This is a genomic window from Caenispirillum bisanense (assembly GCF_039523075.1).
GTDB classification, from domain to species: domain Bacteria; phylum Pseudomonadota; class Alphaproteobacteria; order Rhodospirillales; family Rhodospirillaceae; genus Caenispirillum; species Caenispirillum bisanense.
The window spans coordinates 44,316-66,313 of sequence record NZ_BAAAEP010000026.1 but is presented as its reverse complement, the minus strand read 5'-3'; the positions used below and the strand labels follow the sequence as shown (position 1 = coordinate 66,313).

General features: G+C 70.3%; 25 protein-coding genes and 2 tRNA genes. 16 read left to right on the top strand and 11 right to left on the bottom strand.

Translation table 11 applies throughout. The features are described 5' to 3' along the window. The coding region (locus ABD056_RS13040; RefSeq protein WP_343867246.1) for a gamma-glutamyltransferase at positions 1-243 on the bottom strand (243 nt) is incomplete at its 3' end. After that, on the bottom strand, positions 240-1,463 hold the full coding sequence (locus ABD056_RS13035) for a penicillin-binding protein activator (RefSeq protein WP_343867245.1): 1,224 nt from the start codon (positions 1,461-1,463) through the stop codon (positions 240-242). The genes ABD056_RS13040 and ABD056_RS13035, both read right to left, overlap by 4 nt. 98 nt (positions 1,464-1,561) lie before the next feature. Between ABD056_RS13035 and rsmI the strand changes: the two genes are divergently transcribed. The 5 genes from rsmI (at position 1,562) to gshB (ending at position 5,391) form a co-directional block, all read left to right on the top strand. After that, positions 1,562-2,380, top strand: coding sequence for a 16S rRNA (cytidine(1402)-2'-O)-methyltransferase (rsmI, locus tag ABD056_RS13030; protein ID WP_343867244.1), 819 nt, complete (start codon positions 1,562-1,564; stop codon positions 2,378-2,380). Then, a complete protein-coding gene (locus ABD056_RS13025) occupies positions 2,377-2,769 on the top strand; it encodes a YraN family protein (RefSeq protein WP_343867243.1) in 393 nt (130 codons plus the stop codon). The genes rsmI and ABD056_RS13025 overlap by 4 nt, the downstream gene beginning before the upstream one ends. Positions 2,770-2,853: 84 nt before the next feature. Next, positions 2,854-3,522 carry a BON domain-containing protein gene (locus ABD056_RS13020; protein ID WP_343867242.1) on the top strand — a complete coding sequence of 223 codons (669 nt, stop codon included), beginning with the start codon at positions 2,854-2,856 and terminating at the stop codon, positions 3,520-3,522. Then, complete coding sequence (locus ABD056_RS13015) at positions 3,519-4,367, top strand: SirB1 family protein (RefSeq protein ID WP_343867241.1); 849 nt, start codon at positions 3,519-3,521, stop codon at positions 4,365-4,367. Before ABD056_RS13020 ends, ABD056_RS13015 begins: the two co-directional genes overlap by 4 nt. Positions 4,368-4,440: 73 nt before the next feature. Next, positions 4,441-5,391, top strand: coding sequence for a glutathione synthase (gshB, locus tag ABD056_RS13010; protein ID WP_343867239.1), 951 nt, complete (start codon positions 4,441-4,443; stop codon positions 5,389-5,391). 89 nt (positions 5,392-5,480) lie between these two features. Here gshB and hslU read toward each other — a convergent pair whose 3' ends face one another. Beyond that, positions 5,481-6,800: an ATP-dependent protease ATPase subunit HslU gene (gene hslU / locus ABD056_RS13005; RefSeq protein WP_343867237.1), complete on the bottom strand. Its 1,320-nt coding sequence runs from the start codon at positions 6,798-6,800 to the stop codon at positions 5,481-5,483. Beyond that, complete coding sequence (hslV, locus tag ABD056_RS13000) at positions 6,797-7,348, bottom strand: ATP-dependent protease subunit HslV (RefSeq protein ID WP_343867236.1); 552 nt, start codon at positions 7,346-7,348, stop codon at positions 6,797-6,799. Before hslV ends, hslU begins: the two co-directional genes overlap by 4 nt. Positions 7,349-7,621: 273 nt before the next feature. On the opposite strand from hslV, the gene ABD056_RS12995 reads away from it, so the two are divergent. Next, on the top strand, positions 7,622-7,825 hold the full coding sequence (locus ABD056_RS12995) for a hypothetical protein (RefSeq protein ID WP_343867234.1): 204 nt from the start codon (positions 7,622-7,624) through the stop codon (positions 7,823-7,825). A 229-nt stretch (positions 7,826-8,054) separates the two neighbouring features. Here the strand turns inward: ABD056_RS12995 and ABD056_RS12990 are convergent, their stop codons facing one another. Further along, positions 8,055-8,531, bottom strand: coding sequence for a helix-turn-helix domain-containing protein (locus ABD056_RS12990; protein ID WP_343867233.1), 477 nt, complete (start codon positions 8,529-8,531; stop codon positions 8,055-8,057). Positions 8,532-8,704: 173 nt separating this feature from the next. Between ABD056_RS12990 and hisB the strand changes: the two genes are divergently transcribed. Continuing rightward, positions 8,705-9,304 (top strand): imidazoleglycerol-phosphate dehydratase HisB, encoded by a 600-nt coding sequence (gene hisB / locus ABD056_RS12985; RefSeq protein ID WP_343867231.1) that lies wholly within the window; start codon positions 8,705-8,707, stop codon positions 9,302-9,304. 42 nt (positions 9,305-9,346) lie between these two features. On the opposite strand, the gene ABD056_RS12980 is transcribed toward hisB, so the two are convergent. Continuing rightward, positions 9,347-9,691, bottom strand: coding sequence for a hypothetical protein (locus tag ABD056_RS12980; protein ID WP_343867229.1), 345 nt, complete (start codon positions 9,689-9,691; stop codon positions 9,347-9,349). A gap of 74 nt (positions 9,692-9,765) precedes the next feature. Continuing rightward, entirely contained in the window at positions 9,766-14,637 is a 4,872-nt protein-coding gene (locus ABD056_RS12975) for an NAD-glutamate dehydrogenase (protein WP_343867227.1), read from the bottom strand. Positions 14,638-14,894: 257 nt separating this feature from the next. Between ABD056_RS12975 and ABD056_RS12970 the strand changes: the two genes are divergently transcribed. Then, a complete protein-coding gene (locus tag ABD056_RS12970) occupies positions 14,895-15,299 on the top strand; it encodes a hypothetical protein (RefSeq protein WP_343867225.1) in 405 nt (134 codons plus the stop codon). A gap of 55 nt (positions 15,300-15,354) precedes the next feature. On the opposite strand, the gene ABD056_RS12965 is transcribed toward ABD056_RS12970, so the two are convergent. After that, positions 15,355-15,762, bottom strand: a complete 408-nt coding sequence (locus ABD056_RS12965; RefSeq protein ID WP_343867223.1) for a hypothetical protein — start codon at positions 15,760-15,762, stop codon at positions 15,355-15,357. 174 nt (positions 15,763-15,936) lie between these two features. Between ABD056_RS12965 and ABD056_RS12960 the strand changes: the two genes are divergently transcribed. Beyond that, positions 15,937-16,509 (top strand): DJ-1/PfpI family protein, encoded by a 573-nt coding sequence (locus ABD056_RS12960; protein WP_343867222.1) that lies wholly within the window; start codon positions 15,937-15,939, stop codon positions 16,507-16,509. 64 nt (positions 16,510-16,573) lie between these two features. Here ABD056_RS12960 and ABD056_RS12955 read toward each other — a convergent pair. Both ABD056_RS12955 and ABD056_RS12950 read right to left on the bottom strand, forming a co-directional pair. Next, a tRNA-Gly gene (locus ABD056_RS12955) sits at positions 16,574-16,648 on the bottom strand. A 166-nt stretch (positions 16,649-16,814) separates the two neighbouring features. After that, positions 16,815-16,889 (bottom strand) — tRNA-Gly (locus ABD056_RS12950). Positions 16,890-17,203: 314 nt separating this feature from the next. Here ABD056_RS12950 and trxA point away from each other — a divergent pair. The 7 genes from trxA to ABD056_RS12915 all read left to right on the top strand — a co-directional run bounded on the left by trxA (position 17,204) and on the right by ABD056_RS12915 (position 20,941). Next, positions 17,204-18,130, top strand: coding sequence for a thioredoxin (gene trxA, locus ABD056_RS12945; RefSeq protein ID WP_343867221.1), 927 nt, complete (start codon positions 17,204-17,206; stop codon positions 18,128-18,130). A gap of 33 nt (positions 18,131-18,163) precedes the next feature. Beyond that, positions 18,164-18,841 carry an LON peptidase substrate-binding domain-containing protein gene (locus ABD056_RS12940; RefSeq protein WP_343867219.1) on the top strand — a complete coding sequence of 226 codons (678 nt, stop codon included), beginning with the start codon at positions 18,164-18,166 and terminating at the stop codon, positions 18,839-18,841. A 39-nt stretch (positions 18,842-18,880) separates the two neighbouring features. Beyond that, on the top strand, positions 18,881-19,081 hold the full coding sequence (locus ABD056_RS12935) for a Trm112 family protein (RefSeq protein WP_343867217.1): 201 nt from the start codon (positions 18,881-18,883) through the stop codon (positions 19,079-19,081). Next, the gene (locus ABD056_RS12930) at positions 19,078-19,437 is read left to right on the top strand and encodes a gamma-butyrobetaine hydroxylase family protein (protein WP_343867215.1); all 360 of its coding nucleotides are present in this window, start codon (positions 19,078-19,080) and stop codon (positions 19,435-19,437) included. Before ABD056_RS12935 ends, ABD056_RS12930 begins: the two co-directional genes overlap by 4 nt. 96 nt (positions 19,438-19,533) lie before the next feature. Next, positions 19,534-20,340 carry a 4-hydroxy-tetrahydrodipicolinate reductase gene (gene dapB / locus ABD056_RS12925; RefSeq protein WP_343867213.1) on the top strand — a complete coding sequence of 269 codons (807 nt, stop codon included), beginning with the start codon at positions 19,534-19,536 and terminating at the stop codon, positions 20,338-20,340. A 78-nt stretch (positions 20,341-20,418) separates the two neighbouring features. Next, positions 20,419-20,694, top strand: a complete 276-nt coding sequence (locus tag ABD056_RS12920) for a BrnT family toxin (RefSeq protein ID WP_343867212.1) — start codon at positions 20,419-20,421, stop codon at positions 20,692-20,694. Beyond that, positions 20,654-20,941 (top strand): helix-turn-helix domain-containing protein, encoded by a 288-nt coding sequence (locus ABD056_RS12915; RefSeq protein WP_343867210.1) that lies wholly within the window; start codon positions 20,654-20,656, stop codon positions 20,939-20,941. The genes ABD056_RS12920 and ABD056_RS12915 overlap by 41 nt, the downstream gene beginning before the upstream one ends. A 10-nt stretch (positions 20,942-20,951) precedes the next feature. Here the strand turns inward: ABD056_RS12915 and cobD are convergent, their stop codons facing one another. Continuing rightward, complete coding sequence (gene cobD, locus ABD056_RS12910) at positions 20,952-21,989, bottom strand: threonine-phosphate decarboxylase CobD (RefSeq protein WP_343867208.1); 1,038 nt, start codon at positions 21,987-21,989, stop codon at positions 20,952-20,954. Positions 21,990-21,998: the final 9 nt, after the last annotated feature.

The window sequence follows — 21,998 nt, the reverse complement described above, 5'->3', positions numbered from 1 at the left end:
GCGGGGGGCCCGGCCGACGCTGTCGATCACCAGCGGCGCCTCGGCGCCGGGCGGGCGGATCAGCCACAGGCCGTCGCCGCCGAGCCCGGCCCCGTCGGCCTGCACCACGGCGGTGACGGCGGCGGCGGTGACCAGGGCCTCGACGGCGCTGCCGCCGGCCCGCAGCACGGAGGCACCGGCCTCGGCCGTCCGCCGGTCGGGCGCGACGATCAGGCCGTCGCCGCCCTCGGCGGTGAGGCTCATGAGCCGACGCGCGGGGTGAAGGAATCCGGCGCCGGGGCGATCAGCTCGCTGCCGCTCGGGGTCACCCGCATGATGGCGAAGGTGCGGTCCACCAGACCGTTGCGCTCCAGCCGGAACAGGCCGTCGACGCCCATGAAGCCGTTGGCGTTGGTCAGCGCCCCGTCGGTGAAGCGCTGCCCCGGCTGGCCGCGGCTGGCCAGCACCGCCGCCAGCGCGGCGGCATCGTAGCCGAGCGAGGCGATGGCCGGCGGCTCGCTGCCATAGGCTTCGCGGTAGCGGCGGGTGAAGTACTCGCGGCTCTGCGGCGATGGGGCGGGGTACCACGCCCCTTCCAGCGCCGGCTCGCGGCCGAGGCCCTGTTCATCGGCCCACAGCAGGGTGCCGAGGAACTGCACCTGATCCGGCCGGATGCCGTTGAAGGGCAGCATGGCCGCCACCTCGCGCAGCTTGCCGCCGCGTTCGGGCAGCAGCAGGGCCTGCATGGCGCCGCCGCTCTGGGTCAGGCGACGGATGGCTTCCTCCGGCGGGCCGCCGGGGGAGTAGTATTCCACCTGCAGCACCTGGCTGCCGGCGCGGTTGGCCGAGTCGCGGAGCGCGGTGGCCATGGCGCGGCCGTAATCGGACGACGGCGCCAGCACGCCATAGCGCTCGATCCCGCGCGACTTGGCGAAACCGATCAGGGCGTCGGCCTGTTCCTGCAGCAGCAGGCCCATGACGTAGATGCCGTCGCCGGCCACCGTGGTGTCGGTGGAGAACGACACCACCTTCACCTGCGCCGCCTGGGCCTGCGGCGCCACGGCGCGCACGTCTTCGGCGAACAGCGGCCCGAGGATCAGCTGGGCGCCTTCGGCAATGGCGCGGGAGGCGGCCTCGCGGGCGCCGGCGGCGGTGCCCTTGGTGTCGTAGGGCTGCAGCACGAACCGCTCGTCGGCGATATCGAACACCGCCATCTGGCCGGCGTTGAGTAGCGCCTGGCCGGTGGCGCCGGCCTGGCCGGTCAGCGGCACCAGCATGGCGACGCGGGCCGACTGCTCCTGCGGCTGCGGCGCCTGGACCTGCGGCTGCGGCTGGGGCTGCGGCCGGGCGGGCGCCGGCGCTTCCGCTCGGGGCGGTTCCGGTGCTATGGGTTGCTGGGCGCAGGCGGCAACCAGCGAAGCCAGCGCCAGGACAGCGAGCGATGGCAGGACACGAGACTTCCGACGACGATCCGCGCGGGGCACGGGCAACCTCCTTGGAATCCGGGCCGACGGGGCAAGAGCCTAGCGGCGCAAAGGGGCGAAGGGAAGGCGAAAGCCGGCGCCTTCCGGCGGGTCTCCATGTGGTCGCGACGCCCATCGGCAATCTGGGCGACATCACGCTGCGGGCGCTTGATACCCTGCGCGACGCCGCCGTCATTGCCTGCGAGGACACCCGCGTCACCGGCGGCCTGTGCCGGCGGCTCGGCATCGACACGCCGCTTCTGCCCTACCACGAGCACAACGCCGAGTCGATGCGGCCCAAGCTGATTTCCCGGATGAAGAACGGCGAGGCGGTGGCTCTCGTTTCAGACGCCGGCACGCCGCTGGTGTCCGACCCCGGCTACAAGCTGGTGCGGGCGGTGGTGGCGGAAGGGCTGACGGTGGTGCCGCTGCCCGGTGCCTCGGCGGCGCTGGCGGCGCTGGTGGTGGCGGGGCTGCCGTCGGACCGCTTCCTGTTCTGCGGCTTTCCGCCCCAGAAGACCAAGGCCCGCCGCGACTGGCTGGCCGATGTGGCGGCGGTGCCGGCCACCCTGGTCATCTACGAAGGGCCGAGCCGGCTGGCCGACAGCCTGGCCGACATGGCCGAGGTGCTGGGGGCCGGGCGCGAGGCGGCGGTGTGCCGCGAACTCACCAAGATGTACGAGGAAACCCGCCGCGCCACCCTGGCCGATCTGGCTGCCCATTACGCCGCCGCCGGGGCGCCCAAGGGCGAGGTGGTGGTGGTGGTCGGGCCGCCTCTGGCTGCCGCCGCCGCGACCGAGGAGGATCTGGACACCCTGCTGCGGGCGGCGCTCGATCGCGGCGACAGCGTGCGCGACGCCGCCGCCGCCGTCGCCGCCGCCACCGGGCGCAAGAAGCGCGAGGTCTATGCCCGCGCCCTGGAGATCGCCGGCCAATGACCCGGCCGCGCCCGACCGCCGAGCGGCGTGAGGCCGAGCACCTGGGCCGCAGCGCCGAGGCGGCCTGCATCGACAGCCTGCAACGGGGCGGCTGGCAGGTGCTGGCGACCCGCTTCCGGCCGCCGCGCGGCCAGGGCGCCGGGGAAATCGACATCGTCGCCCGCCGTGCCGCCACGCTCGCCTTCATCGAGGTCAAGGCCCGCGCCAGTACCGTGGCGGCGGCGGAAAGCCTGGGCGCCCGGCAGCAGCAGCGCATCGCCCGCGCCGCCGAGGTGTTCCTCGCCCTCAACCCGGATCTGGCGGCGCTCGACTGCCGCTTCGACGTCATGCTGGTGGCCGCCGATGCGCCGCCGGCCCACCTGGAGGATGCCTGGCGGCCCGGCTGGTGACGCCGGGCAGGTGCATTTTGTCCTTTTCTCGCCGCGGGCAGCCATTATGGTGGTGCGCCACAGGTTCGACCGCTGCGGAGCCCCATGACGCCGAGACAGCAGCGCCGCCGCCCGCGCTGGGTGCTGATCCTGCCGGCCGCCGTGGTGGCGACTGCCGGCTGCACCCCCGTCGGCGCTGCCATCGGAGCCGGCGCCATGGTGGGCACGGCGGTGGCCGAGGAACGCGGCCTCGACGGCACCGCCCGCGACGTCGAAATCAAGCTGACGCTGCTCAAGCGTTATGACGATCGCAACGTCCTGTTTCGCGGCATCGCCGCCACCGTCATGGAGGGCCGCGTGCTGCTGACCGGACAGATCACCGATGCCGCCGTGCTGGATGAAGCGGTGCGCATCGCCTGGCGCGTCGACGGGGTAAGGGAAGTGATCAACGAAGTGGTGCTGACCGACCGCCCGGAACCCGGAACCGACCTGCGCGACGCCCTCATCGAGGCGGACCTGCGGCAGGCGCTGATGTTCGACACCTCCGTCCTTGCCATCAACTATGCGGTGGAGGTGGAGGACGGCATCGTCTACCTGCTCGGCATCGCCCAGTCGGAGACGGAGCGGCGGCGGGCGGTGGCGCATGCCCGCGCCACCAACTATGTCCGCCGCGTCGTCGACCACACCATTCTGAAGACCGACCCGCGCCGGGCGGTGGCGGCGCCGCCGCCTGCCGCCGTTCCGCCGGTCGTGCAGGAGGAGGGCCGCTCATGACCGCGTCCGGCCGCAGTACCCCCGATCCCGGCCGCCTGCTGGCCGAACTGGCCGGCAAGGGCGAGAGCGCCTTCGACGTGGCGGAAGCGGCGCTGGCCCTGGCCGCCCTGCGCCGCCCCGGCCTGTCCCTCGACCCCTACCGCGCCCACCTGCGCGAACTGGTGCAGGACCTGGCCGACCGCGCCGCCGGCCTGCCGCCCGCCGCCGCCGACCAGGCCGATGCCCTGGCCGAGGTGCTGGCGGTGCAGCACGGCTACACCGGCGACGAGGAAACCTACGACGACCTCGCCAACGCCGACCTGATGCAGGTGATCGACCGCCGGCGGGGCCTCCCGGTGACGCTCGGCATCCTCTACATCCACGCCGGGCGGGCCCAGGGGTGGGATGTGGTGGGGCTGAACTTCCCCGGCCATTTCCTCATCCGCGTCCAGGGCGGCGACGCCGAGCGCGTCATCATCGACCCCTTCCACCGCGGCCGCCGGCTGGAGGCCCACGACCTGCGCGAGCTGCTGAAGACCGTGCAGGGCCAGGCGGCGGAACTGACGCCGGAGGTCTACCAGCCGCTGACCGACCGGGCGGTGGTCATGCGGCTGCTCAACAACATCAAGCTGCGCCACATGGAAGGCAGCCGCTTCGCCCAGGCGCTGGAAACGGTGACCGACATGCAGCGCCTTGCCCCCGACGATCCTGCCCTGTGGCGGGAACGCGGGCTGCTGCACATGCGGGTGGGCGATCTGCCGGGGGCCATCGGGGCGCTGGACGAATATGTCGCCCGGGCGCCGGAGGGGCCGGACCGCACGCGCATCGATCTGGTGCTGCAAGAGTTGCGTCAGCGCCTCCACTGAACGACATTTCCAGCCATCTGTCCGATCTTCCGGCGCCGCCCTGCCGCGGCCGGCGCCCTCTGGAGACCTGCCCATGACGCTCAAAGTCGCCATCCAGATGGACCCCATCCAGGCCATCGACATCGCCGGCGATAGCACCTTCGTCCTCGCCCTGGAGGCCCAGGCCCGTGGCCATGCCCTGTGGCACTACGAGCCGCGCCACCTGAGCTTCCGCGAAGGCCGGGTGATCGCCGAGGCGCGGCGGCTGACGGTGCGCCGCAAGACCGGCGACCACTTCACTCTGGGCGATGCGGAACAGCTGGACCTGTCGACGGTGGACGTGGTGCTGATGCGCCAGGACCCGCCGTTTGACATGGCCTACATCACCGCCACCCACATCCTGGAGCACGTGCACCCGAAGACGCTGGTGGTGAACGATCCGGCGAGCGTGCGCAACGCCCCGGAAAAGCTGTTCGTCACCCACTTCCCGCAGCTGATGCCGCCGACCCTGATTTCCTCCGACGTCGCCGAGATCAAGCGGTTCCGCGACCGGTACGAGGACATCATCGTCAAGCCGCTGTTCGGCAACGGCGGCGCCGGCGTGTTCCACATCACGCCGGGGGACGAGAACCTCAACAGCCTGCTGGAACTGTTCAGCCAGCGCTCGCGCGAGCCGCTGATCGTGCAGAAGTACCTGCCGGCGGTGCGCCAGGGCGACAAGCGCATCATCCTGGTGGACGGCGAGCCGCTGGGCGCCATCAACCGGGTGCCGGCGGCCGGCGAGGCGCGGTCGAACATGCACGTCGGCGGGCGGGCGGAAAAGTCCCTGCTCACCGACCGCGACCGCGAGATCTGCGCCACCATCGGCCCGGTGCTGAAGGAACAGGGGCTGGTGTTCGTCGGCATCGACGTGATCGGCGACTACCTGACGGAAATCAACGTCACCTCGCCCACCGGCCTGCAGGAAGTGGCGCGGTTTGACGGCACCCAGCTGGAAGCCGCCATCTGGGACGTGATCGAAGGCAAGATCGCCGCCCGCGGCTGAGGCCACGGCGGCGGCGACCGGCGTACTGTGCAACGGCATCGGCCGCGGGGAGATGATCCCCGCGGCCGATGCGCGTGATGCCGTCTGCCTTACAGGATGAACTTCGACAGGTCGCCCTTCTGGGCCAGGCCGCCGACGCGGTCCTGCACCAGCTGCGGCGTGATGGCGATGGTTTCGCCGTCGCGGTCGGAGGCGGTGAAGCTGATCTCTTCCAGCAGCCGCTCCAGCACCGTGTGCAGGCGGCGGGCGCCGATGTTCTCCACCGACCGGTTGACCTCCGCCGCCAGTTCGGCCAGGGCGTCGATGGCAGCGTCGTCGAACTCCAGCGTCACCCCTTCGGTCTGCATCAGCGCCTTGTACTGCTTGATGAGGCTGGCTTCCGGCTCGGTCAGGATGCGCTTGAAGTCGTCCTTGGTCAGCGCCTGCAGCTCGACGCGGATCGGCAGGCGGCCCTGCAGTTCCGGCAGCAGGTCCGACGGCTTGGCCAGGTGGAAGGCGCCGGAGGCGATGAACAGGATGTGATCGGTCTTCACCGTGCCGTGCTTGGTGGCAACGGTGGTGCCTTCGATCAGCGGCAGCAGGTCGCGCTGCACGCCCTCGCGCGAGACGTCGCCGCCGCGCATGCCGGCATCGGAGCGGGCGGTGATCTTGTCGATCTCGTCCAGGAAGACGATGCCGTTGTTCTCCACCGCCTTGATGGCTTCCTGCACCACCTCTTCCTGGTCGAGCAGCTTGTCGCTCTCTTCCTTCACCAGCACGTCGTAGCTGGCCGAGACGGTCATCTTGCGCGGCTTCTGGCGGCCGCCGAAGGCCTTGCCGAAGATGTCGTTGAGGTTGAGCATGCCCATCTGGGCGCCCGGCATGCCGGGGATGTCGATGGTGGGCATGCCGGCGTTGCCGGTATCGGCCACCATGACCTCGATCTCGCGGTCGTTGAGCACGCCCTCGCGCAGCATCTTGCGGAACTTCTGGCGCGTCTCGGCGCTGGCGTTCTGGCCGACCAGGGCGTCGATGACCCGTTCCTCCGCCGCCAGTTCCGCCTTGGCGGTGACCGACTTGCGCAGGCGTTCGCGGGTGTCGTTGATGGCGATTTCCACCAGGTCGCGGACGATGCTTTCCACGTCGCGGCCGACATAGCCGACCTCGGTGAACTTGGTCGCCTCCACCTTCAGGAAGGGCGCCTGGGCCAGACGGGCGAGACGGCGGGCGATTTCCGTCTTGCCGACGCCGGTCGGGCCGATCATCAGGATGTTCTTCGGCAGCACCTCTTCGCGCAGGCCCTCGGGCAGCTGCTGGCGGCGCCAGCGGTTGCGCAGGGCGATGGCGACGGCGCGCTTGGCATCGTGCTGGCCGACGATGAAGCGGTCCAGCTCGGAGACGATCTCGCGGGGGGAGAAGGCGGCGGTCATAGCGCTTCCACGGTGATGTTCTGGTTCGTGTAGATGCAGATGTCGCCGGCGATGGCCATGGCCTTGCGGGCGATCTGCTCGGCCTCCAGGCCGTCGACGTCGATGAGGGCGCGGGCGGCGGCCAGGGCGTAGGAACCGCCGGAGCCGATGCCGATGAGGCCGTCCTCGGGCTCCAGCACGTCGCCGTTGCCGGTCAGCACCAGCGACACGTCGGCGTCGGCAACGGCCATCATGGCTTCCAGCCGGCGCAGGTAGCGGTCGGTGCGCCAGTCCTTGGCCAGTTCGACGCAGGCGCGGGTGAGCTGGCCGGGGTGCTGTTCCAGCTTGGCTTCCAGGCGCTCCAGCAGGGTGAAGGCGTCGGCGGTGGCGCCGGCGAAGCCGACCAGGATGCGGCCGCCGGGGCCGAGGCGGCGCACCTTGCGGGCATTGGCCTTCATGACCGTGTTGCCGAAGGAGACCTGCCCGTCGCCGGCGATGACGACGCGCCCGTTCTTGCGCACGGACAGGATGGTGGTGCCGTGCCAGGTGATGTCGGAAGACTGGCTCATGAAGTCCACTGCCGTTGGGGGGCGGGAAGGGCGGGCGACGGCGCGGGGCCGCCGCAAGTGTCGACGAACATGGGACGATGGCGGCGGACGGTCAACCCTCGGCGGGCGCGGGGGCTTTTGCGGCGGCTACACGCTATGAGAGTTGCATGACGGAAGAGCCCAAAAGGGTTGCCATAGATCGCTCTTCACGGTATTTGGAAAAGGCTGGATACTCTCCTGATGCAACCGCGCGCCGGTGGGCGACGCCGGTCCCAGGCCATGCGAGGAACCCCCGTGACCACCGCCCCTTCCCAAGCCGGCACCCCTGCCCACCTGCATCTCCGCATCGCCATCCAGACCGCCCTGCGCATGGCGGATGAGGCGGAGTTGCACAGTTGCGTGGTGAAGCTGGCCGATGCCCTCGACGATGCCGGCGGGCCGGTCGGTCAGGCGCCGGCACTGCCGGCCTGGCTGCGGGCAAAGCGGCGCAGCGGCTGACGGCGGCAGGGCCGTAAGTCAGGGCAAGGCGCGACAGGCAGAGGGGATCAGGGAAGCGAGAGGCGGGGTCAGCCGCCGGGATTAGGCAGGCGGCATTCGCCCGGAAGAAAGAGGCGGCATCCGCCGGGCTCAAATAGGCGGCTTCCGCCGGAAGAAAGAGGCGGCTTCCGCCGCCGGGCGCCGTCACGGCGGGCCCTCGGAACCGCCGTGACGGAGGGCGCGCGACGGGTCAGTCGCGGCGACCCATGGCCTTCAGCATCTTCAGAACGGTCTCGCGCTGCTCGTCCAGCGGCAGTTTCCAGTAGGCCTGAACCAGTTCCAGCGTCTCGTTCTTCTTCATCGGGTCTTCCTCGAACGGCGCCCGCGGAATGTCGGTGATGCCGGCCTGTTCCGGCAGGTGCTGGGTGGGGCGGTGCGAGGTGATGCGGTCGTCGATGTCTTCGAAGAAGTACTGGATCGGCACACCCATGACGCGCGCGATGTCGTAAAGGCGCGATGCCGACACGCGGTTGGACCCGCGCTCGTACTTCTGGATCTGCTGGAACGTCACCCCCACCGCGGCCGCCAGCTGTTCCTGGCTGAGGCCCAACAGCGTGCGGCGCAGGCGCAGCCGGCTGCCAACATGAACGTCGACCGGATCAGGACCGTACTCCTTGGCCGTGATCGGCTGCCGGCGTCGTTCGAAGGGTCGTTGAGTCTGCGTCACGTTCTGTGCACCGTTGTAATTGGCCGGAATCGACTTATGCTTGAGGTGGCGGCAAAGATATATCGCTTCCCGTTGCGGCTCCAGTTGATTTCACAACCATACGACGCGCCCGACGTGTGGGTGTGGCGGCTGGCGCCCCTCCTAATGGTCTGAATCTCCAAGGACATCATCCAATGCGAGTCGCTTCCGTCGACCGGGTCACCAATGAAACCCAGATCAGCGTCACCGTGAACCTCGACGGCACGGGTCAGTATGACATCAGCACCGGCGTGGGCTTCCTGGATCATATGCTGGAACAGCTCTCGCGTCATGGGCTAATCGACTTGACGGTTCGCGCCAAGGGCGACCTGCACATCGACGCCCACCACACGGTGGAGGACACCGGCCTGGCGCTCGGCATGGCCTTCGCCAAGGCGCTGGGCGACCGCAAGGGCATCCGCCGCTACGGCAGCGCCGTCATCCCCATGGATGAAACCTGCTCGGAAGTGGCGCTCGACCTGTCCAACCGCCCGTATCTGGTGTGGAAGGTGGCCTTCACCCGCGACAAGCTGGGTGATTTCGATACCGAACTGTTCAAGGAATGGTTCCAGGCCTTCGCCCAGATGGGCGGCATCACCCTGCACGTGGTCAACCGCTACGGCGAGAACAACCACCACATCATCGAAAGCTGCTTCAAGGGCCTCGCCCGCGCCCTGCGCATGGCGGTGGAGATCGACCCCCGCGCCGCCGGCAGCGTGCCGTCCACCAAGGGCGTGCTGGGCGGCAGCCTGTAAGGGAGGCAGCGCCGCCGCAGCCGGCGGCGGCGCGCTCTCACCTCAGTGGTCGGAGCCGTGCAGGATCTGGTCGCGCAGGCCGGTGTCGTAGTCGCGGCCGGCCTGGGTGAGGGTGATGGCGGTGGGGAAGAACGACCGCGCCAGACCCTTGCGCTCCAGCGCCTTCCACACCGCTTCGTTGCCGAGGCCGGTGGCATCGGCCGACGACACCACATAGCGGCCGAGGTGGAAGTGGTTGCCGTGGGCATGCGGGAACTGGCTGACCGTGGAATCGCCGGTCAGGGCGTCGATCATCGCCGTTTCCGGGTCGTTGGCCAGTTCCTGCAGCAGCGTCAGGGTCTTCAGCTGCAGCGGGTTGAGCTTGAGCGGGTTCTGTTTCGGGGGCATGGCAGTCCTCTGACGGGAAAGAGCGGGCCGGCGCCGTCCTGTCACGGACGAACGCCGGCCCGGCAGGGAAGGTATCAGGCGCCCTTCATGGCGCCGAACTGACGCGCCGCGACGGTGAGCATGGCAAGGTCGATGCTGTCGGTGGCACGCAGCTCGGCCATCAGCTGGTCGGCCCGTTCCACCGCCGGCAGCATGCCGCCGATCCACTGCTCCACCGCCTCGCCGGCATCGGCGCGCGGGCCGGCGACGGCGAGCACCGCCTCGGTCAGCTCGCGCTGGTCGCGGTACAGCTCCTCGATGATCGCCGCCACCGCCAGCTTCTGCCAGTGGCTGCCGACCGCCAGCGGTTCCGCCACCGCCCGCAGCCAGCCGAGGCCGAAGCGGGCGCCCACCGCGAAGTAGTGGCGGGCGGCATCGGTGACGTCATCCAGCCCGTGGCGGGCGGCGATGCGGGTGACATCGGGGGCGCTGGCCAGCAGGATCAGGTTGGCGACCCGCCGTGCCAGGGCCTCCGGCACGCCCTGGGCGGTGTAGTGGTCGGCGCGCGCTGCCACCTCGGCCACCACGTCGCCGGCCGCGGCGTCGGCGATGCGGTCCATCAGGCGGTCCACCCCCGGCGACAGTTCGGCGATCACCGCCCCCATGTCGAGCGGCGCCGGGCACTGGCGCAGCACCCACAGGGTGCCGCGTTCGATGAGCCGGTTGGCCTCGATCAGCATGTCGATCTGCACGGCGGCGGGAACCTTGGCGTCCAGCGCCTCGATCTCGCTCCACAGGTCGCGCATGCGGAAGGCGTCGCGGGTGATGATGTAGGCCCGCGCGATGTCGGCCGCCTTCACCCCGGTCTTTTCGGTGATCTGGGTGACGAAGGTGCCGCCGACGCGGTTGATCATGCTGTTGGTGGCGTGGGTGGCGATGATCTCCCGCCGCAGGCGGTGGCGGCAGATGGCATCGCGGTAGCGGTCCTGCAGCGCCGTCGGGAAATAGCGCACCAGGTCGTCCAGCAGCATGGGATCGTCGGGCAGGTCGGACCCGAGGATCTCGTCGAACAGCCACAGCTTGGCATAGGGCATGAGCACGGCGATTTCCGGCCGCGTCAGGCCCTTCTTGGCGGCGAAGCGTTCCGCCACCGCCTCGTCATCGGGCAGGAACTCGATGCCGCGGTCCAGGCGCCCGGCCCGTTCCAGCATCTTCATCAGGCGCTGGTGGTGGTCCAGGATGTCGACCCCGCGCGCCTCCGCCAGCGAAATGGCGGCGGTCTGCAGGTAGTTGTCGCGCAGGACCAGATCGCCCACTTCCTCGGTCATGTCGGCGAGGATCTGGTTGCGCTGCTTTTCGGTCATGTCGCCGTCGGCGACGACGCCGTTGAGCAGGATCTTGATGTTCACCTCGTGGTCGGAGGTGTCGACGCCGGCCGAGTTGTCGATGGCGTCGGTGTTGAGGCGCACGCCGGCCAGCGCCGCCTCGATGCGGCCGCGCTGGGTGCAGCCAAGGTTGGCGCCTTCGCCCACCACGCGGGCGCGCACGTCGCGGCCGTTGATGCGGATGGCGTCGTTGGCGCGGTCGCCCACCTCGGCATTGTTTTCGGTCGAGGCCTTGATGTAGGTGCCGATGCCGCCGAACCACAGCAGGTCCACCTGCGCGGTCAGCAGCGCCTTCATCAGCTCGTTGGGCGTCACCACCTCCTTGTCGAGGCCGAGCGCCTGGCGGATTTCCGGCGTCAGCTGCACCGTCTTGGCGCGGCGTTCATAGATCATGCCGCCCTGCGACAGCGCCGCCGGGTTGTAGTCGGCCCAGGTGGAGCGCGGCGTTTCGAACAGGCGCTTGCGCTCGTGCCAGCTGGCTTCGGCGTCCGGGTTGGGGTCGACGAAGATGTGCTGGTGGTTGAAGGCGCCGATCAGGCGGATGTGCTTCGACAGCAGCATGCCGTTGCCGAACACGTCGCCCGACATGTCGCCGATGCCGACGCAGGTGAAGTCCTGGCTCTGGGTGTCGTGGCCGACCTCGCGGAAGTGCCGCTTCACCGCTTCCCAGGCGCCGCGGGCGGTGATGCCCATGGCCTTGTGGTCATAGCCCTTGGAGCCGCCGGAGGCGAAGGCGTCGCCGAGCCAGAAGCCGTAGTCGAGCGAGATGCCGTTGGCGATGTCGGAGAAGGTGGCCGTGCCCTTGTCGGCGGCGACCACCAGATAGGGGTCGTCGTCGTCGCGGCGGACCACGTCGGGCGGCGGCACCACGGTGTCGCCCTTCAGGTTGTCGGTGATGTCGAGCAACCCGCGCATGAAGGTCTGGTAGCAGGCGATGCCTTCCGCCAGCTGGGCGTCGCGGCCGCCTTCCGCCGGCGGCTGCTTGACCACGAAGCCGCCCTTGGAGCCCACCGGCACGATGACGGCGTTCTTCACCATCTGCGCCTTCAGCAGGCCGAGGATCTCGGTGCGGAAATCCTCGCGCCGGTCGGACCAGCGCAGGCCGCCGCGGGCGACCTTGCCGCCGCGCAGGTGGATGGCCTCCACCCGCGGGCTGTAGACCCACACCTCCACCCACGGGCGGGGCAGGGGCAGGTCTTCCACCTCGCGGCTGTTGAGCTTGAACGAGACATAGCCCTTCGGCCGGCCGTCGGCGGCGGTCTGGTAGAAGTTGGTGCGCAGGGTGGACCGGATGAGGTTGAGGTAACGCCGCAGGATGCGGTCCTCGTCCGGGTTGGCGACGTCGTCCAGCAGCTGCTGGATTTCCAGCACCAGGGCACCGGCATTGGCGCCTTCGCCGCGCGGGTCGAACTGGGCATGGAACAGCAGCACCAGCCGGCGGGTGATTTCCGGGTGCGACGCCAGCGCCTGCTCGATGTAGCTCTGGCTGAAGGTGAAGGCGGCCTGGCGCAGGTACTTGGCATAGGCGCGCAGCATGGTCACCTCGCGCCACGACAGGCCGGCGCCGATGACCAGGCGGTTGAAGCCGTCGTTCTCGGCCTCGCCCTGCCAGACCCGCTCGAACGCCTCCTGGAAGCGTTCGCGGGCGCTGCCGACGTCGATGGTGGAGCCGTCGGCGGCCATCATCTCGAAGTCGTGCACCCACACGCTGCGACGGCCGCCGCCGCCGCCGTTGCCATTGCCGAGCGCCTCCTCGCGGATGCGGATTTCAAAGGGCACCTCGCCCATCACCCGGAAGCCCATGTTTTCCAGCATGGGCAGGATGTCGGACAGCGACAGCGCCCGCTCGGCGCGGTAGATCTTGAACCGCACCTGGTCTTCCGCCACTTCCACCGGGCGGTAGAGGTTCATGCCGAGCGGCCGGTTCTCCGCCAGCATGGTCTCGATGCGGTCGACGTCGGCCACCCCCGCCTGCACCGTGTAGCGCTCGCGGTAGAAGCCGGGGAAGGCCTGGCCGTAGCGGCGGAACAGGCGCGCCCCCTGTTCCTCGCCGCGGGCGGCGTAGAGGGCGTTTTCCAGGTGGTCGGACCACTGGCGGGCGGCATCGGCCAGCCGCGCCTCCACCTCCCGCAGGTCCACCGCCGGGATCTGGAACGGCGTGGTGCGGATGATGAAGTGCAGGCGGGCGAGCGGGCTGTCCACCACCTGGGTGTAGTAGGCGGTCATGGTGCCGCCGAAGGCCTTTTCCAGGATGTCCTGGGCGGTCAGGCGCAGCTGGGTGTCGTAACGGTCGCGCGGCACGAACACCAGGCAGGAGACGAAGCGTTCGAACTCGTCCACCCGCGCGAACAGGGCCACCCGCTGGCGTTCCTGCAGGTGCAGGATGCCGAGCGCGGTTTCAAGAAGCTGCTCGTCCGACGACTGGAACAGCTCGTCGCGCGGCAGGTTCTCCAGGATGTTCATCAGCTTCTTGCCGTCGTGGCTGCGCGGCCGGAAGTTGGCGTTGCGCAGGATGCGGTCGATCTTCCGCCGCAGCACCGGCACGAACAGCGGGCTGTTGGTGTAGACGTTGGAGGTGAACAGGCCGACGAACAGGTGCATGCCGACCACCCGGCCACCCGCGTCCAGCCGCTTGACGCCGATGACGTCCATCTGCACCGGCCGATGAACGCGCGCCCTCTTGTTGGTCTTGGCGATGACCAGATAGGTCGGCCGCATGAGGAAGCCCTGCACGTCGCCGGGCAGCTGGGCGCCATCGCCCAGTTCCTCGAACACCAGTTCGCCGGCATCGCGCAGGATGCCGAGCGCGGTGTCGCCGTCGGCCTGCACGGCGGTGCCGCCGCCGGGGGCGTCGGCGAAGCTGTGGTCGCGGTAGCCGAGGAAGGTGAAGTGGTTCTCCGTCAGCCACTTGAGGAAATCGCAGACCTCGGAGTGGTCTTCCGCCGTCAGGCCGGCGGGGGCGGCCGGCAATTCGGCCATCACCGCCTGCATGCGCTCGTTCATGGCCGCCCAGTCGGTGACCGCCGCGCGCACCTGATGCAGCACCTGCTCCAGCTGGGCGGCGATGGCCGCCAGCACGGCGGCGTCGCCCTGCTCGGTGATCTCGATCAGCATGATGGACTCGGGGTGGGCCGACTCGTCCTCGCCCGACTCCAGCAGCTCGCTTACCCGGCCGCTGTCGTCGCGGCGCAGGTGGACGATGGGGTGGATCACCAGGTGGACCACCAGATCGAGCCGGTGAAGCTCCGCCGTCACCGAGTCGACCAGGAACGGCATGTCGTCGTTCACCAGTTCCACGATGGTGTGGTCGGAGGTCCAGCCGTGTTCCTCGAAGTTGGGATTGTAGACGCGCACCTTGGGCTGGCCGGGTCGCCGCGAGCGGGCGAACTGCCACAGGCCCATGGCCGCGCCGTACAGGGCCTCGGGATCCTTGTCGAGGATGTCGTCGGGCGGGACATGCCGGAACATGTGCCGCACGAACCGGCCGGCCGTCTCGGCCGCCTCGGGCTCCAGCCGGTCGGAGATGAGGGCGACCACCCGGTCGATCAGCTCCGCCTTGAGCGATACCGCTCGCTGGGACATTTGTTTTCCTCCAGGGAAGTTCGTTTCTTTGGGTTTTGCTCGGGCTTCCGGGGACAGCTTCGCGCCGTTGGAATTTTCTTTCAACAGGTTGCAGCACCCGACATGCCCGACTTTTTCGCACGCCGACGCGCGCCGGCCACCCGCCGTTGCGAAACCGCGATGGAACACGTGGATCAACCTTGACGCTGCAAGGGACTCTCGCGACACTTTCGTCGCATGACCTGGGGGAGGGTGGGAGAGAAATGGCGGAGCGGACCATGGACGACAGTCTGGAACAGGCGCCGCAGGCCCGTTGGGCGGCCGAGCTGCCGCCGGCTGTGGCGGCGGCGGAGGAGGCGGCCCTGCTGGCGCGCCTGCCGGCCGACTTCGTGCAGACGCTGACCGCCGACCAGCGCCGCATGCTGCGCCGCGCCCTGCCGGGGCAGCCGTGGAAGCGCCATCCGGTCGACCTGCGCTTCACGCTGCCGCTGTTCGGCCGCGGCGTTTATCTGGCGGTGGTGGCGGGGGCGGAGCGGCGCGGCGCCGAGCGCCGGCGCGACGACCGCCTGCGCCATCCGCTGCACACCCTCGGCAACCTGGCCTTCCTGGCGGCGGTGGCGGCGCTGCTCTATGCGCTGGTGCTGACCGGCATGTTCCTGGCCCGCGACCTGCCGCTGGGCTGATCGCTCGGGGGAGGGGAGGGGAGACGCGAGTCGCCGGCCGGGTGGTGGTCGGCGGTCAGCCGCTCTCGCCGTCGTGCAGGGTGGTGGCGGAACCGGCCCGCAGGTCGTGGATCTGGCAGTACTTGCCGCGCTTCGTCAGTTCCCGGCAGAGGATCGGCGACAGCGACGGGTCGCCGACCAGATACAGCCGCATGAACCGCCCCTTGCCGGGAATGTCGACCTCCCGCGTCATGGTGCGGAAGTACAGCACGCCGGGCCAGAAATCTGCCATCCGGTGCCAGTCCTTGGGGGCACTGCCCGGCAGCTTGTAGGAGCCGAGGTGGACGGCGAAGGTCAGCGACTCGGCCGAAGGGTCGTCGGTCAGCATGGGCATCTGCTGCGCCGCCGCCGGAGCCGGCACCCCTGCCGCCGCCACGCCGAGCACGAGCCCCGCCAGCATCGCTGCCGCCAACCGCCTGGTCATGATCCCTGCCCCCTCGATCCGTTCCACCACGATCATGGAACCGTCCGACTTTCATCGCCCATGGCGGGCGGACCGTCAACCGGATGGTGACCAAGTCCGGCCGGCAGATCCGCCCGCCGGCATCGCCCATGGCCCGCCCGCCCCGTGCCCCGCCGCTCGTGGACAGGAGACCCCATGGGAACCGTCGCCATCCTGCTGACCGATCGTTTCGCCGACTGGGAGAGCGCCTATGTGACCGGCATCGGCCGCCCCTTCTACGGCATCGGCACCCGCATCCTGTCGCCGGACGGCGGTCCGGTGGCCTCTCAGGGCGGCGTGACGGTGGTGCCGGACGGGGCGCTGGCGACGTTCTATGCCGCCGCCGGGGACGTGCTGTTGATCTGCGGCGGCCTCCACTGGCAGCAGCCGGCGGCGACCGATGTCGGCCCGGTCGCCCGGCAGGTGCTGGAGGCCGGCGGGTCGGTGGCCGGCATCTGCGCCGGTACCCTGGCGCTGGCGCGGGCGGGGTTGCTCGACAGCTGCCGCCACACCAGCAACGACCCCGGCTTCCTGACCGCCCATGCCCCCGGCTATCGCGGCGGCGACCACTATGTCGACAGCCCCGCCGCCGTCCGCGACGGCCGCATCATCACCGCCCCCGGCACGGCGCCTGCCACCTTCGCGGCGGAAGTCTTCCGGGCGGCCGGCGTGGCGGAGGAGGCGGTCAGCCAGTTCCTCGCCATGCTCGCCGCCGAATTCCGCGCCTGATGGGGGGATGGAGGCCCGGACAAGCAGAAAGGCCGGTCCCGTCGGGAACCGGCCTTTCTGAAACTGGAGCGGGCGAAGGGATTCGAACCCTCGACCCCAACCTTGGCAAGGTTGTGCTCTACCCCTGAGCTACGCCCGCATCGAAGACGATCCGCCGGGGTGGGCGGCGTGGAGGGCACTATATACACCGCCGCAGCGGATGCAAGCCCCTTCCCCGCCGCTGGCGGACCGGGCGCCGGCCCCTGCGCGGGGTCCGACATAAAATGCAAAAGGCCGTTCCGTCGCCGGACCGGCCTTTGCGAAACTGGAGCGGGCGAAGGGATTCGAACCCTCGACCCCAACCTTGGCAAGGTTGTGCTCTACCCCTGAGCTACGCCCGCATCGTGAGGTACTGCCCTAACACCTTGACCCGCTTCAGAAATTCCACGGGGCCGGCGTCGCGGCGTGGAGGGGAATATACTCATCGCGCGATGCGATGCAAGAGCTTTTTTCAAAAAACCGTCGCGCTTGCGGCGGCCCTTCTCCGGCGCCGGAGCCGCCGGCCGGGGCGGCGCGTTTCGCCCTTGCCAGCGCGCCGCCGTCGCGCCATTTACGTAGGCGAATTCGGACCTTCACCCACACGTGCGGCGGGCGCCCTGCCCTTCCTCAGGCGGGCGCCGCGCGCCGCACCAGCATCTGCGGGGACGCGAGCGACATGAGCTTCATTCTCGACGACGGCATGGGCAAGCCGCAGCAGGCCGCCGGCGGCGCCGGCGATGCCGTCAAGGACACCACCGCCGCCACCTTCATGGCCGACGTCATCGAGCAGTCGCAGACGGTGCCGGTCATCGTCGACTTCTGGGCGCCGTGGTGCGGCCCCTGCAAGACCCTCGGCCCGGCGCTGGAGAAGCTGGTGCGCCAGTCCGGCGGGCGGGTGAAGATGGTCAAGATCAACGTCGACGAGGACCAGCAGCTGGCGGCGCAGTTCCGCATCCAGTCGATCCCCACCGTCTACGCCTTCAAGGACGGCCGCCCGGTGGACGGGTTCCAGGGCGCGCTGCCGGAAAGCCAGCTGAAGCAGTTCATCGAACGCCTGGCCGGCGGCGGCGCCAACGTCATCGACGACGCCCTGGCCCAGGCGAAGGAGCTGCTGGAAGCCGGTCAGGCCGACGAGGCGGCGGCGCTCTACGAGCAGATCCTCGGCGAGGACCCGGCCAATCCGCTGGCCCTGGCCGGCATCATGCGCTGCTACATGGCCATGGGCGAGGCCGATGCCGCCCGCGAGGTGCTGGGCCAGCTGCCGGCCGACATCCTGGCCCATGCCGAGGTGCAGAGCGTGAAGACGGCGCTCGACCTCGCCGCCGAGGCCGGCAAGTACGCCGACGAGATCAGCGAGCTGGAAGCCCGCGTCGCCGCCGCCCCGGCCGATCTGGATGCCCGCTTCGAACTGGCCAACGCCTGCTACGCTGCCAACAAGCGGCAGGAGGCGGTGGACCACCTGCTTGACATCTTCAAGCGCGACCGCACCTGGAACGACGACATGGCACGCAAGCAGCTGGTCAAGTTCTTCGAGGCGTTCGGCCCCGCCGATCCGGCCACCATCCACGGCCGCAAGAAGCTGTCCCTGCTCATGTTTTCGTAAGTCCGCCGCGCCAGCAACGGGGAGACCGACGTCGTGACCTTGCCAGGGCCTTTCCACCCCCGCCGTGAAGACCTGCCCGACGTCCTTCCCATCTTTCCGCTGGGAGAGGTGCTGCTGCTGCCGGGCGGCCGCCTGCCGCTGAACATCTTCGAGCCGCGCTACCTGGCGATGACGCTCGACGCCCTCGGCGCCGGCCGCATGATCGGCATGGTGCTGCCGCTGGACAACGGACCGCCGGCGGTCGGCCAGGATCGGCCGGCGGTGTTTTCGGTCGGCTGCGCCGGGCGCATCTCGTCGTTTTCCGAAACCGACGACGGCCGGCTGCTCATCACCCTCACCGGGGTCTGCCGCTTCGCCGTCGGCAAGGAACTGCCGCTGCACCGGGGCTATCGCCGGGTGCAGCCGCAGTGGGACGACTTCGCGCAGGATCTCGCCCTGCCGTCGGACATCGCGCTCGACCGGCCGCGGCTGATGGATGCCCTGAAGGCCTTCGCCCTGCGCCACCGCATGCAGATCGACCCGCAGATCGTCGCCGCCCTGACGCCCTTGAACCTGGTCACCAGCCTCGCCATGCTGTGCCCGTTCTCGCCGGTGGAGCGCCAGGCCCTGCTGGAGGCCGATACGCCGCAGCAGCGCGCCGACACGCTGGTGACGCTGCTGGAGATGGGCGCCTTCGACCGCGGCGGCATGCCTTCGGGCGGGCCGCAGTAGGACGGTGCGATACCGTTTCACCCTCGTAAGGACCGACCGATGACCGACTCCGCCGCCGCGCTTGACCCCAAGCTGCTGGAAATCCTCGTCTGCCCGCTCACCAAGGGGCCGCTGCGCTACGACCGCGAGGCCAACGAGCTGATCTCCGACAAGGGCGGCCTCGCCTACCCCATCCGCGACGGCATCCCCATCATGCTGATCGACGAGGCGCGGCCCCTGGACGACGAGCCGCAGGCATGACGGCGGTATGGCCGGAGGAGGTTGGCGTCGACCGCGCCGACCGCACCCTCACCATCGCCTTCGACACCGGCGAACGGTTCGTTCTGCCGGCGGAATTTCTCCGCGTCCACAGCCCGTCGGCGGAAGTGCAGGGCCACAGCCCGTCGCAGAAGCAGACGGTGGCGGGCAAGCGCGGCGTCGGCATCACCGACCTGGAGCCGGTGGGCAACTACGCCGTGCGCATCGTCTTCGACGACGGCCACTCCACCGGCATCTACACCTGGCAGTACCTGCACGACATCGCCCTCCGCCAGAGCGAGCTGATGGCCGCCTACGAGGCCGAGCTGGCGGCCCGCGGCCTCAGCCGCGACCGCTGATCCGGCGGCCGGCACCCTATGGCCATGGCGCGGTTGTGGTGTCGCGTGTGCGTGGTATAAGCGCAGCACGACCCTCCACACGACAGGACGCCCGCCATGAAGATCGGAATCGTCGGCTGTGCCGGCCGCATGGGCCGCATGCTGGTGCAGGAAGTGCTGAAGACCGAGGGCGCCGCCCTGGCCGGCGGCACCGAACCGGCGGGCGCCCCGCACCTGGGCCAGGACATCGGCCTGCTGGTGGGCAGCGAGCCGGCCGGCGCCCTCATCGGCGATGATCCGTCGGCGCTGTTCGCCGCCGCCGACGCGGTGATCGACTTCACCACCCCGGCGGCCTCCCTCGCCCACGCCCGCCTCGCGGCCGAGCACGGCACCGCCCTGGTCATCGGCACCACCGGCATGACGGCGGCGCACGAGGCGGAGGTGCGCGCCCTCGCCGACCGCGCCGCCATCGTGCTCGCCCCCAACATGAGCGTCGGCGTCAACCTGCTGTTCGCCCTCACCCGCCGGGTGGCGGCCACCCTGGGGATTGATTACGACATCGAAATCGTCGAGATGCACCACCGCCACAAGGTGGATGCGCCCTCGGGCACGGCGCTCGGCCTTGGCCGCGCCGCTGCCGCCGGTCGCGGCGTGGCGCTGGACGAGGCGGCGGTGTGGGCCCGCGAAGGCCACACCGGCCCCCGCCCGGCCGGCGCCATCGGCTTCGCCACCCTGCGCGGCGGTGACGTGGTGGGCGATCACACGGTGGTCTTCGCCGCCGATGGCGAGCGGCTGGAACTGACCCACAAGGCGTCCAACCGCGGCGTCTTCGCCAAGGGCGCGGTGCGCGCCGCCCTGTGGTGCCACGGCCGCCCGCCCGGCCTCTACTCCATGCTCGATGTCCTCGGACTGGCGGACGAGTGATCGCGACGAAATCAACAAACTTGCCGAATGTACGGCAATGCCGTACATTGATGAGGGCGGACCGTGTAGAGCGGGGCAATGCGTGTCGAGTTCGATTCCGAGAAGGACAGACTGAACCGCCAGAAGCACGCGCTTCCGCTGTCCTTCGGGGCCGAGATCCTTAAAGACCGGCGGCGCCTCGACATCCTGGACACGCGACGCGACTACGGAGAAGACCGGTACATTTGCTACGGCATGGTGTCGCTGGTGATTTATGTCTGTGTCTATACGCTTCGCGGCCAGGCAACGCGCATCATCTCGGTGAGGAAAGCCAATGAGCGAGAGGTTCAACGCTACTTCGCTGCCGGACGATGACCCTGAGGGAGAGGCCGACGTCCCGCTGACCGACGACGAGTTCGCGCGCGGGCGGGCCGCCATGCTGGCGCGGCAGGCGCGAGAGGCCACGGGGCTCAGTCAGGTCGCATTTGCCGAACGCTATAACCTGCCGCTTGCCACCGTCCGCGACTGGGAACAGGGCCGGCGCCTGCCTGATGCCGGCAGCCGAGCCTATCTTCAGGTGATCCGCCGCATCCCCGAAGACGTCGCGAGGGCGCTTACCTGAGCGTGGCCGATCACTCCCCCGTCCCCAGCGCCGCCGCCAGGCGGCTCAGGCCGGCGTCGTCGCCCGGCAGGCCGAGGCGGAGCCAGGTGGGGGCGTAGGCGAAGGGGCGGGTGAGGATGCCGGCGCGGCACAGGCGGGCGAACACCGCCTCGGCCTGCGGCGTCGCCACCAGCCGGAACAGGCTGGTGCCGCCGGCCACCGGCAGCCCCGCCGCCGTCAGCACCGAATCCAGGGCGGCCGCCTGCCGCTCCAGCCAGTGCCGCGCCGCCGCCGCCCAGGCGAGGTCGGCAAGCGCCGCCGTGCCCACCGCCAGCGCCGGGCCGCTCACCGCCCAGGGGCCGAGGGCGCTGGTCAGGGCCTCCGCCACCGCCGCATCGCCGGCGCACAGGCCGAGACGCAGGCCGGCGAGGCCGTGGAACTTGCCCGGCGAGCGCAGGATCACCAGCCCCGCCCCGCCGGCGCGCGGGCACAGCGACAGCTCCGGCGTGACGTCGGCAAAGGCCTCGTCCACCACCAGCCAGCCGCCGCCGCCGGCCAGGCGGGCGGCCAGGGCGAGCAGGCGGTCGGGGTCGAGGCGGCGGCCGTCGGGGTTGTTGGGGTTGACCACCACCGCCACCTCCAGCCGTCCGGCGGCGGCCTCGGCCTCCACCGTCTCCAGCGGCAGCGGGTCGCGCACTGTGTGGCCGACGGCGGCCCAGGCGCGGGCGTGCTCGCCGTAGGTGGGGCCGACCACCGCCACCCGCCCCGGCCGGCGCAGCCGCGGCAGCCACTGGATCAGCGCCTGGGTGCCGGGGGCGGCGACCACGGCGGCGGTATCGGCGACGGCATAGCCGCTGCGGGCGGCATCAAGCAGGCGGGCGAGGTCGGCCGGCTCCGGCAGGCGGGTCCAGGCCTCGGCGGGCAGCGGCGGCACGGGATAGGGGCGCGGGGTGATGCCGGTGGACAGGTCCAGCCACTGGTCGCGCGGCCGCCCGAAGGCGGCGGCGGCGGCGGCGAGGTTGCCGCCGTGGTCGCGGAAGGCGGCGGCGATGGCGTCGGGGCTGGTCATGCCGGCGGA